Source organism: Enterobacter sp. MEB024 (assembly GCF_030209635.1).
Taxonomy (GTDB): domain Bacteria; phylum Pseudomonadota; class Gammaproteobacteria; order Enterobacterales; family Enterobacteriaceae; genus Enterobacter; species Enterobacter ludwigii.
The window spans coordinates 199,570-212,452 of record NZ_JARVRQ010000008.1 but is presented as its reverse complement, the minus strand read 5'-3'; the positions used below and the strand labels follow the sequence as shown (position 1 = coordinate 212,452).

The following is a 12,883-nucleotide window of genomic DNA, read 5'->3' as shown; positions in this document are numbered from 1 at the left end:
ACCCCCCATAGATGCAGGCAAGCAGAATAGGGGGATAAAAGGGATTAGGCGAGTTGCCATTTGGACAAAGGTGATTTCCCGGGAGGAAATCACCCATCATCAGCGGTAATTACTTGCCGATACAGAAGCTCGAGAAAATCCGTCCCAGCAGATCGTCCGAGGTAAATTCGCCGGTTATCTCACTCAGATTTTGCTGCGCCAGACGCAGCTCTTCCGCCAGCAGTTCACCCGCCCATGCGCCAAGCAGCTGTGCTTTCCCCTGATCGAGGTGGCGTGCCGCGTCTTCCAGCGCCTGAAGGTGACGACGGCGCGCAAGGAAGCCGCCTTCCATACTGGTATCAAAGCCCATGCTCTGTTTGAGATGGTTGCGCAGGTCGTCAACGCCTTCACCGGTACGGGCCGACAGGCGAATAAGTGAGTGGCCATTCACTTCACTAATACCCAGCGTTTCGCCGGTCACATCCGCTTTGTTACGCACCACGGTGATCGGCAGTTTTGCCGGCAGGCGGGCAATAAAGTCGGGCCAGATGTCCGCCGGATCAACGGCATCGGTCGTGGTACCGTCCACCATAAACAGCACGCGGTCAGCCTGCTCAATCTCTTGCCAGGCACGTTCGATACCGATGCGCTCTACTTCGTCACTGGCGTCGCGAAGACCTGCCGTGTCGATGATGTGCAGCGGCATACCGTCGATATGAATATGCTCACGCAGCACGTCGCGGGTGGTACCGGCGATGTCGGTGACGATCGCCGCTTCACGGCCCGCCAGGGCGTTGAGCAGGCTCGATTTACCGGCGTTAGGGCGGCCCGCAATCACGACCTTCATCCCCTCGCGCAGCAGGCTACCCTGACGTGCTTCGGCACGCACCGCGTCGAGATCGGCCATCACGCTATTGAGCTGAGCTTCAATTTTACCGTCAGAGAGGAAGTCGATCTCCTCATCCGGGAAATCGATAGCCGCTTCGACATAGATGCGCAGGTGAGTAAGTGCTTCCACAAGATGATTCACGCGCGCCGAGAATGCGCCCTGAAGCGAGTTCAGTGCGGAGCGAGCTGCCTGTTCGGAGCTGGCGTCGATCAGGTCAGCAATTGCTTCTGCCTGTGCGAGGTCGAGCTTGTCGTTCAGGAAGGCACGCTCGGAGAACTCACCTGGCTTTGCAATGCGCAGGCCCGGCAGCGTCAGAATGCGTTTTAACAGCAGGTCGAGGATGACCGGGCCACCGTGGCCCTGCAGCTCCAGTACGTCTTCTCCGGTAAAGGAGTTCGGGCCCGGGAACCACAGCGCAATGCCCTGGTCCAGCGGCGTGCCGTCAGTGTCTTTAAACGGCAGATAATCAGCGTAGCGCGGCTTTGGCAGTTTACCCAGCACCGCTTCGGCGACCTCGCGGGCCTTCAGGCCGGAGATACGCAGAATGCCTACACCACCGCGTCCCGGTGGGGTTGCCTGGGCGACGATAGTGTCGTTATGGCTCATGGTTGGTCTCGTTCAATACAAATAAAAAAGGCGGTCAATCGACCGCCCTTATTTTAGCGTTAACTTACCGAATCAGGATTTTTTCTTTTCGCGGCTATGCAGGCCACGTTTTTCCAGACCACGGTAAATCAGCTGCTGCTGGATAATGGTCACCAGGTTGCTGACGATATAGTACAGCACCAGACCTGACGGGAACCACAGGAAGAACACGGTGAAGATGACCGGCATAAAGGTCATGATCTTCTGCTGCATCGGGTCGGTCACGGTGGTCGGCGACATCTTCTGGATGAAGAACATCGTTACGCCCATCAGGATCGGCAGGATGTAGTATGGGTCCTGTGCAGACAGGTCATGGATCCACAGGGCGAACGGCGCGTGGCGCAGCTCAACGGAACCCATCAGCATGTAGTACAGCGCAAGGAAGATTGGCATCTGAATCAGCAGCGGGAAGCAACCACCCAGTGGGTTCACTTTCTCTGCTTTATACAGGGCCATCATCTCCTGGCTCTGACGCTGTTTGTCATCGCCCAGACGCTCACGCATTGCCTGAATCTTCGGCTGCAGCATACGCATCTTCGCCATGGAGGTGTACTGCGCTTTAGTCAGCGGGTACATGATGCCACGTACGATGAAGGTGATAACGATGATGGAGAAGCCCCAGTTACCCAGGAAGCTGTGGATGAACTTCAGCAGCTTAAACAGCGGCTGAGAGATGAACCACAACCAGCCGTAGTCCACGGTCAGATCCAGGTGCGGCGCAACGGCAGCCATTTTGTCCTGGATTTCCGGACCGACCCACAGGGTGCTTGCCAGCTTACCGGTTTGACCCGGCTGTACCAGAACCGGCTGAGATTTGTAGCCAATGGCTGCAAGACCGTTACCCAGGTTCGCGGTATAGAAGTTGTTAGTACCGTCGTTCGTTGGCACCCACGCAGTGGCGAAATACTGCTGCAGCATTGCCACCCAACCGCCTTTAGCGCTGACGTTCAGGTTTTCGTTATCGGCAATGGTGTCGAATTTGTATTTCTCGTACTTCGCATCAGGCGTGGAGTACGCCGCGCCACGGAAGGTATGCAGCGCAAAGTTGCTGCTTCCGGTGTCACGGTGAGACGGCAGATTGATGGACTGCTTCAGCTGACCAAAGGTCGACAGTTCCAGCGGTTTCGCACCGGTGTTCTGAACGCTGTAGCCCACGTTCACCGCATATTCACCGCGTTTCAGGGTGAAGGTTTTGGTGAAGGTGTTGCCCGCGGCGTCGGTGTAGGTCATCGGGATAGCGATTTCGTTCTGACCATCAGCCAGTACGAAGGTCTCTTTCTCGACGTTGTACAGTGGACGCGCACCGTTAGCCGGGTTATCCGGGCCATCACGACCGGTCAGGCCGCTCTGGGCCTGGTAGATAAACTCAGGCGTGGTTTCCAGTAACTGGAACGGTTCGTTAGACTTCAGCTCTTTTGGGTAGGTCAACAGCAGCGCCTGCTCAACATCACCACCACGGGTGTTGATAGTCAGCTCAAGCACATCGGTCTTAACCGTAATCTGTTTCCCCTGGCCACTGGCCGGTACGCCCTGGTCGGCGGCGCTACCCGCTGCGGTGGTCGTAGTCTGCGTGGTCTGCTGCTGGGGTTGAGGATTTTTATCCTGCTCCCATGCCTGCCAGATCATGAAAGACACGAACAACAAAGCGATGATAAGAAGATTGCGTTGCGAATCCATCGTTAGTGTTCTCTGGTATCAAAGGGTCCTGGCGGGACGGGATCGTCTCCACCTGGGTGTAAAGGGTGGCATTTTAATACGCGTTTCACCGTCAACCAACTGCCTTTTATCACTCCAAACCTGCGCAATGCCTCAATTCCGTAGCTTGAGCATGTTGGCGTGAAACGGCAGTGCGGCCCGAGTAGCGGACTAATCAGGCGTTGATAGACCCGAATGAGGGCTATCAGGACCCGCGAGCCAGGCGACAATGGCGGCGCCATAATTTTTCCAACGCTTCCGAGAGAGCACGGTTATCGAGGTCGGCAACCCCTTTTTTAGCCACCACCACGAAATCCATTGAAGGCAGTTCGTGCTGACGTAAACGGAAGCTTTCACGCGTCAGACGTTTAATCCGATTGCGTTCATGCGCACGCTTAACGTTTTTCTTGGCGACAGTAAGACCGATGCGGGGATGCCCCAGCGAATTCAGGCGGCCGAGGATGGTGATTTGCGGCGTGCCAGCCCGTTGTGGCTGCTGGAAGACGAAAGTGAAATGAGTGGGAGTTAACAAACGTAACTCCCTGGGAAATGCTAGCTTAACCACTCAGGGGTTAGCTTTATTACTTGGAAACGGTCAGACGAGCGCGGCCTTTAGCACGACGACGTGCCAGAACCTGACGACCATTTTTAGTAGCCATACGAGCACGGAAGCCGTGAGAACGGTTGCGCTTCAGTACAGACGGTTGAAAAGTGCGTTTCATGGCGATTTCTACCTAAACTTGAATAAATTCACTGACTTTTGCGTATACCCGAACGAGTTTCGAACGACTAACGCCTCAGCGTGGGTGATTAAAGAGGCCGGATTGTAATAATTGTACACTCCGGAGTCAATTCTCTTTCCTTATTTCCCGCGTATTTCCGCACGTTTTCGCGTGGAAAATGAGCAACGGACGACGCAGGAAGATGAGCACCACGCGCCGGGTCGAGGATTATACGGCCTCCCAAACAAAGCGCAAGGATCGTCCCGGATCTTCGTTAGATCATTTAAGCAAGAAATTGTCTGTGCTCATTAATTTTTCCAATATGCGGGCTAAATCGTAGGGTACTCGCCCCAGGATCGTTTACACTTACCCGGTTTCCGATCTTCCTGTGGATAAATCGGGAAGAATCTGTGAGAAACAGAAGATCTCTGGCTCAGTTTAGGCTATGATCCGCGGTCCCGATCGGGATCCAGCGATCCTGGCCGGGTATAACCGCAGATAGCGGTTCGCACATCACCCTTTTGCACAGGGTCATGTCGATGTGCGCCAACAATCATGAATATTCAATAGTTTTCTTTTATTGTTCGAGTGGAGTCCGCCGTGTCACTTTCGCTTTGGCAGCAGTGTCTTGCCCGATTGCAGGATGAGTTACCAGCCACAGAATTCAGTATGTGGATCCGCCCCTTGCAGGCGGAACTGAGCGATAACACGCTGGCTTTGTATGCGCCAAACCGTTTTGTGCTCGATTGGGTAAGGGATAAATACCTTAATAACATCAATGGACTGCTGAATGATTTCTGCGGATCCGATGCGCCACAGCTACGCTTTGAAGTGGGAACAAAACCGGTCACGCAGACCGTGCGTGAAACGGTAAATGTGGCAATACCTGCTCAGGCAGCCCCCGCTCCGGCACCGCGCGCCCTTCCGGCGACCCGTTCGGGCTGGGACAACGTGCCTGCTCCGGCAGAGCAAACCTACCGTTCTAACGTCAATGTTAAACACACGTTCGATAACTTCGTTGAAGGTAAATCGAACCAGCTGGCGCGCGCGGCGGCACGCCAGGTTGCAGATAACCCCGGTGGTGCTTACAACCCGCTGTTCCTTTATGGCGGCACGGGTTTGGGTAAAACGCACCTTCTGCATGCGGTAGGCAACGGCATTATGGCGCGTAAGCCAAATGCGAAAGTGGTGTATATGCACTCCGAGCGCTTCGTTCAGGACATGGTAAAAGCCCTGCAAAACAATGCGATCGAAGAGTTTAAACGCTACTACCGTTCTGTTGACGCACTGCTTATCGATGACATCCAGTTCTTTGCCAACAAAGAACGATCCCAGGAAGAGTTTTTCCACACCTTTAATGCGCTGCTGGAAGGTAATCAGCAGATCATTTTGACGTCGGATCGTTATCCAAAAGAGATCAACGGCGTTGAAGATCGTCTGAAATCCCGTTTTGGCTGGGGCCTGACCGTGGCGATCGAGCCACCGGAACTGGAAACCCGCGTCGCGATCCTGATGAAGAAAGCCGATGAAAACGACATTCGCCTGCCGGGTGAAGTGGCGTTCTTTATTGCCAAGCGTCTGCGCTCCAACGTCCGTGAACTTGAAGGGGCACTGAACCGCGTGATTGCCAATGCCAACTTCACCGGCCGTGCGATCACCATCGATTTTGTGCGTGAAGCGCTGCGCGATTTGCTGGCACTGCAGGAAAAATTGGTCACTATCGACAATATTCAAAAGACGGTGGCCGAGTACTACAAAATCAAAGTGGCAGATTTGCTGTCTAAACGTCGTTCCCGCTCGGTGGCGCGTCCGCGTCAGATGGCGATGGCGCTGGCAAAGGAGTTAACCAACCACAGTCTGCCGGAGATCGGCGATGCGTTTGGTGGCCGTGACCATACGACCGTGCTGCACGCTTGTCGTAAGATTGAGCAGTTACGCGAAGAAAGCCACGACATAAAAGAAGATTTTTCCAATTTAATCAGAACATTATCATCGTGACGCTATGAAATTTACCGTTGAACGTGAACATTTATTAAAACCGCTGCAACAGGTGAGTGGCCCATTAGGTGGCCGCCCAACGCTGCCAATTCTCGGAAACCTGCTGCTTCAGGTCGCGGACGGTACGCTGTCGCTGACCGGCACAGATCTGGAAATGGAAATGATCGCGCGCGTTACGCTGTCTCAGCCGCATGAAGCGGGCGCGACCACTGTTCCGGCACGTAAATTCTTTGATATCTGCCGCGGGCTGCCGGAAGGCGCTGAAATTGCCGTGCAGCTGGAAGGCGACCGTATGCTGGTGCGCTCTGGCCGTAGCCGTTTCTCGCTCTCGACGCTGCCTGCCGCGGACTTCCCGAACCTGGACGACTGGCAGAGTGAAGTTGAATTCACCCTGCCGCAGGCAACGATGAAGCGTCTGATTGAAGCCACGCAGTTCTCAATGGCGCATCAGGACGTTCGTTACTACTTAAACGGCATGCTGTTCGAAACCGAAGGTGAAGAGCTGCGTACCGTGGCTACCGACGGTCACCGACTGGCAGTCTGTTCCATGCCCATTGGCGACTCGCTGCCAAACCATTCGGTGATCGTACCGCGTAAAGGCGTGATTGAGCTGATGCGTATGCTCGACGGTGGTGATACGCCACTGCGCGTGCAGATCGGCAGCAATAACATCCGTGCTCATGTGGGTGATTTTGTCTTCACATCGAAGCTGGTTGACGGTCGTTTCCCGGATTATCGCCGCGTATTGCCGAAGAACCCGGACAAAACGCTGGAAGCCGGTTGCGACAGCCTCAAGCAGGCTTTTGCCCGCGCCGCGATTCTCTCTAACGAGAAATTCCGCGGGGTGCGTCTGTATGTGAGCGAAAATCAGATCAAAATCACCGCCAACAACCCGGAGCAGGAAGAGGCAGAAGAGATTCTGGACGTCACCTATGCCGGGACTGAGATGGAAATCGGCTTTAACGTCAGTTATGTGCTGGATGTGCTGAACGCGCTTAAATGCGAAAACGTTCGCATTCTGCTGACCGACTCCGTTTCGAGTGTACAGATTGAAGATGCGGCCAGCCAAAGTGCGGCTTACGTTGTCATGCCGATGAGGCTGTAGTGAACGCTATCGGGCTATCTTACTTGCCTTTTTCAACCCGGGCTGTGCTCGTCCCTGTCTCGTACTTTGTGTACGCGCCAGGGTCTGCGTGCAGTCCGCGTTGAAACGGGCTGAGCCGATTACGCCCTGGCCCGAAGAAATCCAGATATGTCACTGACGCGCCTTTTAATTAAAGATTTCCGCAATATCGAAAACGCGGATCTCGCTTTATCCCCTGGCTTTAATTTCCTGGTTGGCGCGAACGGCAGCGGTAAAACCAGCGTGCTTGAGGCCATCTACACGCTCGGCCATGGCCGGGCGTTTCGCAGTCTGCAAATTGGCCGCGTCATTCGCCACGAACAGGAAGCCTTTGTTCTGCACGGGCGTTTGCAGGGCGAGGAGCGTGAAACGGCCATCGGTCTGACCAAAGACAAGCAGGGCGACAGCAAGGTTCGTATCGACGGTACTGACGGCCACAAAGTGGCTGAGCTCGCGCTGCTGATGCCGATGCAGCTGATTACGCCGGAGGGGTTTACTTTACTCAATGGCGGCCCCAAATACAGAAGAGCCTTCCTTGACTGGGGATGCTTTCACAACGAAGCCGGTTTCTTTAACGCCTGGAGCAACCTGAAGCGCCTGCTTAAGCAGCGTAACGCTGCACTGCGCCAGGTGACACGCTACGCCCAGCTGCGCCCGTGGGACAAGGAATTAATTCCCCTTGCGGAACAAATCAGCTGCTGGCGTGCCGAATACAGCGCGGGTATCGCCGACGATATGGCCGACACCTGCAAACAGTTTTTACCTGAATTCTCTCTCACCTTCTCCTTCCAGCGCGGCTGGGAGAAAGAGACAGATTATGCCGAAGTGTTAGAGAGAAATTTCGAGCGCGACCGCATGCTGACCTACACCGCACATGGCCCGCACAAGGCGGATTTCCGCATTCGTGCCGACGGTGCGCCGGTGGAAGACACGCTGTCGCGTGGGCAGCTCAAGCTTTTGATGTGCGCGCTGCGCCTGGCGCAGGGAGAGTTTTTGACCCGCGAGAGCGGGCGACGCTGCCTGTACCTGATAGATGATTTTGCCTCGGAACTTGACGACGCGCGGCGCGGGCTGCTTGCCAGCCGCTTAAAAGCCACGCAGTCACAGGTTTTCGTCAGTGCGATTAGCGCTGAACACGTTATAGACATGTCGGACGAAAATTCGAAGATGTTTACCGTGGAAAAGGGTAAAATAACGGATTAACCCAAGTTGAAATGAGCGAGAAACGTTGATGTCGAATTCTTATGACTCCTCCAGTATCAAAGTCCTGAAAGGGCTGGATGCGGTGCGTAAGCGCCCGGGTATGTATATCGGCGACACGGATGACGGCACCGGTCTGCACCACATGGTATTCGAGGTGGTAGATAACGCTATCGACGAAGCGCTCGCGGGTCACTGTAAAGACATCGTGGTCACGATCCATGCGGACAACTCCGTCTCCGTCACCGATGACGGTCGTGGCATCCCAACCGGTATTCACCCGGAAGAGGGTGTATCGGCTGCGGAAGTTATCATGACCGTTCTGCACGCAGGCGGTAAGTTCGATGATAACTCCTATAAAGTTTCCGGCGGTCTGCACGGTGTAGGTGTGTCCGTGGTTAACGCCCTGTCGCAGAAACTGGAGCTGGTTATCCAGCGCGAAGGCAAAATTCACCGTCAGCTGTATACGCATGGCGTGCCGCAGGCACCGCTGGCTGTTACGGGTGACACCGACAAAACCGGTACCATGGTGCGTTTCTGGCCGAGCCTTGAAACGTTCACCAACGTTACCGAGTTCGAATATGAGATTCTGGCGAAACGCCTGCGTGAACTGTCGTTCCTGAACTCCGGCGTCTCGATTCGTCTGCGTGACAAACGCGACAACAGAGAAGACCACTTCCACTACGAAGGCGGTATCCGGGCGTTCGTTGAGTATCTGAACAAGAACAAAACGCCAATTCACCCGAATATCTTCTACTTCTCTACCGAAAAAGACGGTATTGGCGTGGAAGTGGCGCTGCAGTGGAACGACGGTTTCCAGGAAAATATCTACTGCTTCACCAACAACATTCCACAGCGTGACGGTGGTACTCACCTTGCGGGCTTCCGTGCGGCGATGACCCGTACCCTGAATGCCTACATGGACAAAGAAGGCTACAGCAAGAAAGCGAAAGTCAGCGCCACCGGTGACGATGCCCGTGAAGGCCTGATTGCGGTTGTCTCCGTGAAGGTACCGGATCCGAAGTTCTCCTCTCAGACTAAAGACAAGCTGGTCTCTTCTGAGGTGAAATCGGCGGTTGAACAGCAGATGAACGAACTGCTGAGCGAATACCTGCTGGAAAACCCGTCAGACGCGAAAATCGTGGTTGGCAAAATTATCGATGCGGCACGTGCCCGTGAAGCGGCGCGTAAAGCCCGTGAAATGACCCGCCGTAAAGGCGCGCTGGATTTAGCTGGCCTGCCAGGCAAACTGGCTGACTGCCAGGAACGCGACCCGGCGCTGTCCGAACTGTACCTTGTGGAAGGGGACTCCGCGGGCGGTTCTGCGAAGCAGGGCCGTAACCGTAAGAATCAGGCTATCCTGCCGCTGAAGGGTAAAATCCTCAACGTGGAGAAGGCCCGTTTCGACAAGATGCTCTCTTCTCAGGAAGTGGCAACGCTGATCACCGCGCTCGGTTGCGGCATCGGCCGTGACGAGTACAACCCGGACAAACTGCGCTACCACAGCATCATCATCATGACCGATGCGGACGTCGACGGCTCGCACATCCGTACGCTGCTGTTGACCTTCTTCTATCGTCAGATGCCAGAAATTGTTGAACGTGGCCACGTCTACATTGCACAGCCACCGCTGTACAAAGTGAAGAAAGGCAAACAGGAACAGTACATCAAAGACGACGAAGCGATGGATCAGTACCAAATCGCGATCGCGCTTGATGGTGCGACCCTGCATGCGAACTCTCACGCCCCTGCACTGGCCGGTGAGCCGCTGGAGCGTCTGGTGTCCGAGTTTAACGCGGCACAGAAAATGATTGGTCGTATGGAGCGTCGTTATCCTAAATCGCTGCTGAAGGCGCTGATTTATCAGCCAACCCTGACGGAAGCCGATCTGAGCGATGAACAGGTTGTTACCCGCTGGGTGAACACCCTGGTAACCGAGCTGAACGAGAAAGAGCAGCACGGCAGCCAGTGGAAGTTTGATGTCCAGCAGAACGCTCAGCAGCAGTTCGAACCGATTGTGCGCGTGCGTACTCACGGCGTAGATACCGATTACCCCCTGGAGCACGAGTTTGTGACCGGTCCGGAATATCGCCGTATCTGTACGCTGGGTGAGAAGCTCCGTGGTCTTATCGAAGACGATGCATTTATCGAACGTGGTGAACGTCGTCAGCCGGTAGCAAGCTTCGAGCAGGCGCTGGAATGGCTGGTGAAAGAGTCCCGTCGTGGTCTGTCTATTCAGCGTTATAAAGGTCTGGGTGAAATGAACCCGGATCAGCTGTGGGAAACCACCATGGATCCTGAAAGCCGTCGTATGCTGCGCGTGACCGTTAAAGATGCGATTGCAGCCGATCAGCTGTTCACAACCCTGATGGGCGATGCGGTTGAACCACGTCGTGCCTTTATCGAAGAGAACGCCCTGAAAGCGGCGAATATCGATATCTAAGGGTGGTTACACCGCAAGTCAGAGGCCGCGCGTTTAGCGCGGCTTTTTTGTGGGCGCAGAATTATCAGCATCCAGCTCCAGCGACAGGACTGACGGTAACCGGCTGACCAGCATGTCGACCGCAATCCTGACTCGCAGGGGCAGATGCGGCGTCTGCTGCCAGACCGCGTGAACGTCGAAACGCACATCCGGCGCCTGTTTTAAGAGTGGGATGAGCCTTCCATTCTGCAACTCTTTGCGCACCATCCAGCAGGGTAACCATGCAATACCATGCCCGGCCAGCGCTGCGTCGCAGATAGCCTGCAGATCGTCCATATTGAGGGATGAGCGGGGAATTAGGGTGTGCTGCGTGCCTTCGTGGTCCGCCAGTTCCCACGGTAATACCCTGCCGGCACGCAGGTAGTTAATGGCCTTATGCTGGCGTAAATCGGCAACGGTTTCAGGCTGGCCGTTATTCCTAAGGTATTCCGGCGCGGCGCACAGCACCATTCGGTGTTCCCCCAGGCGTCTGGCGACCAGCATGGTGCTGTCCGGCAGTGCGCCGTTTCGCACCGCCATATCAAACCCTTCCTCGACGATATCCACTACGCGATCGCTGAATGACATTTCCAGCTCAAGGGCAGGATGCTCCTGCGTCAAGGCTATCAGCAGCGGGGCGATGCACTGGCGGCCAAACAGCACCGGCATGGCAACACGCAGACGGCCACTCACCTGATGTTTCCCTGTTTCCAGCAGCGACTCCGCGCCACGGATTTCCTGGAGTGCTCGCAGGCAACGTTCATAAAAAAGGGCACCGTTATCGGTCAGGCTTTGGCTACGCGTTGTGCGCTGAAACAGGCGTACCCCCAGCCGCGCTTCAAGGCGAGCAATGCTTTTCCCTACCGCCGAGCGCGACAAATGCAAACGCACCGCGGCCTGAGCAAAACTGCCTGCCTCTACGGCGGCGACAAAAACGGGAATATCCTTCAGCGTATCGGTCATGGATTGTCGTTCTTCAGGAATCAATAGTGGGAAAAGGTATCGCCACTGGCGACCATGAGTCAACGTTAGACTGTCAGTACTGAAGTGCATTTGATAACAGGAGAAAAAGATGACAGAGATGATGCAACGCTGGTCAATGGACGCCCTTGGGCGTGAAAACCTCAGACTCACTCAGGCGCCAGTACCCCAGCCGGGCCCGGGTGAAGTGCGCGTGCGGGTGAACGCTGTTGCGCTCAACTATCGCGATAAAATGGTCATTGAAGGCAACATGCCGATCGCGCTCACCTTCCCGTTTACTCCGGCATCTGACATGGCTGGCGTGGTGGACAGTACGGGTGAAGGCGTTACCCGCTTTAAACCCGGAGCTCGCGTCATCTCCACCTTCTCTCCGGAGTGGGTAGACGGTAAACCGAAAGGCGACGCCCGCAATTTGCCCTACCAGACGCTGGGCGGTTACTTCCAGGGGATGCTGTCTGAATACGTGATCATGCGTGAAAACTGGCTGGTGGCCGCCCCGGAAACGCTGGATGACGCAGAGGCCAGCACCTTACCCTGCGCGGGGCTTACCGCATGGTTTGCACTGGTGGAGCGCGGACAGTTACGTGCCGGACAGTCGGTGCTGGTGCAAGGCACAGGCGGTGTCGCAATCTTCGCGTTGCAAATCGCCAAAGCACACGGTGCAGAAGTTTTTGTGACGTCGGGCAGTGATGAAAAACTGGCGCTGGCTAAAACGCTCGGTGCCGATCGGGGCATCAACCGGCTTAAAGGGAACTGGGCTGACGAGATTTACGCGCTGACTCAGGATCGCGGTATCGACCATATTATTGAAACCGTTGGCGGGGAGAACCTGAGACATTCCCTGCGGGCCGTTGCCGTTCACGGGCGCATATCCGTCATTGGCGTGTTGGCCGGGAGTGAAATCTCGCTGCCTGCCAGCGAACTCTTGCTGAAATCACCTGTGATTCAGGGGATTGGTGTCGGGCACCGCCGTGCGCTGGAAGATTTGGTCCGCGCAGTCGATGTCACGGGGCTGAAACCGGTGATTGAACACCGCTACCGTTTTAACCAGCTTGAAGAGGCGCTTGTACACCTCGACCGCGGTGCTTTTGGCAAAATAGTCCTCACCCGCGAGTAAGCCGTTATCCCCGGGACAGGCGTAAAAGGGGGCTTTTGTTGCGCAATGTAGCTCTATTTTTGTGGGCTTAATC

The 12,883-nt window shown here is 55.4% G+C and carries 11 protein-coding genes; 5 read left to right on the top strand and 6 right to left on the bottom strand.

Features of this window, described 5'->3' with window-relative positions:
* Window positions 1-109: 109 nt before the first annotated feature.
* The 5 genes from mnmE to rpmH all read right to left on the bottom strand — a co-directional run bounded on the left by mnmE (window position 110) and on the right by rpmH (window position 3,930).
* The gene (gene mnmE / locus QRN24_RS15500) at window positions 110-1,474 is read right to left on the bottom strand and encodes a tRNA uridine-5-carboxymethylaminomethyl(34) synthesis GTPase MnmE (RefSeq protein WP_014172299.1); all 1,365 of its coding nucleotides are present in this window, start codon (window positions 1,472-1,474) and stop codon (window positions 110-112) included.
* A gap of 72 nt (window positions 1,475-1,546) precedes the next feature.
* The gene (yidC, locus tag QRN24_RS15495; RefSeq protein WP_014172300.1) at window positions 1,547-3,190 is read right to left on the bottom strand and encodes a membrane protein insertase YidC; all 1,644 of its coding nucleotides are present in this window, start codon (window positions 3,188-3,190) and stop codon (window positions 1,547-1,549) included.
* Between the two features lie 2 nt (window positions 3,191-3,192).
* Window positions 3,193-3,450 carry a membrane protein insertion efficiency factor YidD gene (gene yidD, locus QRN24_RS15490; protein WP_001307474.1) on the bottom strand — a complete coding sequence of 86 codons (258 nt, stop codon included), beginning with the start codon at window positions 3,448-3,450 and terminating at the stop codon, window positions 3,193-3,195.
* Complete coding sequence (gene rnpA / locus QRN24_RS15485) at window positions 3,414-3,773, bottom strand: ribonuclease P protein component (RefSeq protein WP_014172301.1); 360 nt, start codon at window positions 3,771-3,773, stop codon at window positions 3,414-3,416. Before rnpA ends, yidD begins: the two co-directional genes overlap by 37 nt.
* Window positions 3,774-3,789: 16 nt before the next feature.
* Window positions 3,790-3,930, bottom strand: coding sequence for a 50S ribosomal protein L34 (rpmH, locus tag QRN24_RS15480; protein WP_000831330.1), 141 nt, complete (start codon window positions 3,928-3,930; stop codon window positions 3,790-3,792).
* Between the two features lie 600 nt (window positions 3,931-4,530).
* On the opposite strand from rpmH, the gene dnaA reads away from it, so the two are divergent.
* The 4 genes from dnaA (at window position 4,531) to gyrB (ending at window position 10,694) form a co-directional block, all read left to right on the top strand.
* Window positions 4,531-5,928, top strand: coding sequence for a chromosomal replication initiator protein DnaA (dnaA, locus tag QRN24_RS15475; protein WP_020882755.1), 1,398 nt, complete (start codon window positions 4,531-4,533; stop codon window positions 5,926-5,928).
* Between the two features lie 4 nt (window positions 5,929-5,932).
* Window positions 5,933-7,033, top strand: coding sequence for a DNA polymerase III subunit beta (gene dnaN, locus QRN24_RS15470; protein WP_014167956.1), 1,101 nt, complete (start codon window positions 5,933-5,935; stop codon window positions 7,031-7,033).
* A 147-nt stretch (window positions 7,034-7,180) separates the two neighbouring features.
* Window positions 7,181-8,254 carry a DNA replication/repair protein RecF gene (recF, locus tag QRN24_RS15465; RefSeq protein WP_025202644.1) on the top strand — a complete coding sequence of 358 codons (1,074 nt, stop codon included), beginning with the start codon at window positions 7,181-7,183 and terminating at the stop codon, window positions 8,252-8,254.
* A 28-nt stretch (window positions 8,255-8,282) separates the two neighbouring features.
* Complete coding sequence (gene gyrB, locus QRN24_RS15460; RefSeq protein WP_020882753.1) at window positions 8,283-10,694, top strand: DNA topoisomerase (ATP-hydrolyzing) subunit B; 2,412 nt, start codon at window positions 8,283-8,285, stop codon at window positions 10,692-10,694.
* Window positions 10,695-10,727: 33 nt separating this feature from the next.
* On the opposite strand, the gene QRN24_RS15455 is transcribed toward gyrB, so the two are convergent.
* Complete coding sequence (locus tag QRN24_RS15455; protein ID WP_050737667.1) at window positions 10,728-11,675, bottom strand: LysR family transcriptional regulator; 948 nt, start codon at window positions 11,673-11,675, stop codon at window positions 10,728-10,730.
* 109 nt (window positions 11,676-11,784) lie between these two features.
* Between QRN24_RS15455 and QRN24_RS15450 the strand changes: the two genes are divergently transcribed.
* The gene (locus QRN24_RS15450) at window positions 11,785-12,810 is read left to right on the top strand and encodes a zinc-dependent alcohol dehydrogenase family protein (protein ID WP_284942867.1); all 1,026 of its coding nucleotides are present in this window, start codon (window positions 11,785-11,787) and stop codon (window positions 12,808-12,810) included.
* Window positions 12,811-12,883: the final 73 nt, after the last annotated feature.

Excerpts from the sequence above, each read along its gene's own strand:
- mnmE (WP_014172299.1), bottom strand. The coding sequence starts at position 1,474 with ATGAGCCATAACGACACTATCGTCGCCCAGGCAACCCCACCGGGACGC.
- yidC (WP_014172300.1), bottom strand. The coding sequence starts at position 3,190 with ATGGATTCGCAACGCAATCTTCTTATCATCGCTTTGTTGTTCGTGTCT.
- yidD (WP_001307474.1), bottom strand. The coding sequence starts at position 3,450 with ATGGCGCCGCCATTGTCGCCTGGCTCGCGGGTCCTGATAGCCCTCATT.
- rpmH (WP_000831330.1), bottom strand. The coding sequence starts at position 3,930 with ATGAAACGCACTTTTCAACCGTCTGTACTGAAGCGCAACCGTTCTCAC.
- dnaN (WP_014167956.1), top strand. The coding sequence starts at position 5,933 with ATGAAATTTACCGTTGAACGTGAACATTTATTAAAACCGCTGCAACAG.
- recF (WP_025202644.1), top strand. The coding sequence starts at position 7,181 with ATGTCACTGACGCGCCTTTTAATTAAAGATTTCCGCAATATCGAAAAC.
- gyrB (WP_020882753.1), top strand. The coding sequence starts at position 8,283 with ATGTCGAATTCTTATGACTCCTCCAGTATCAAAGTCCTGAAAGGGCTG.
- QRN24_RS15455 (WP_050737667.1), bottom strand. The coding sequence starts at position 11,675 with ATGACCGATACGCTGAAGGATATTCCCGTTTTTGTCGCCGCCGTAGAG.
- QRN24_RS15450 (WP_284942867.1), top strand. The coding sequence starts at position 11,785 with ATGACAGAGATGATGCAACGCTGGTCAATGGACGCCCTTGGGCGTGAA.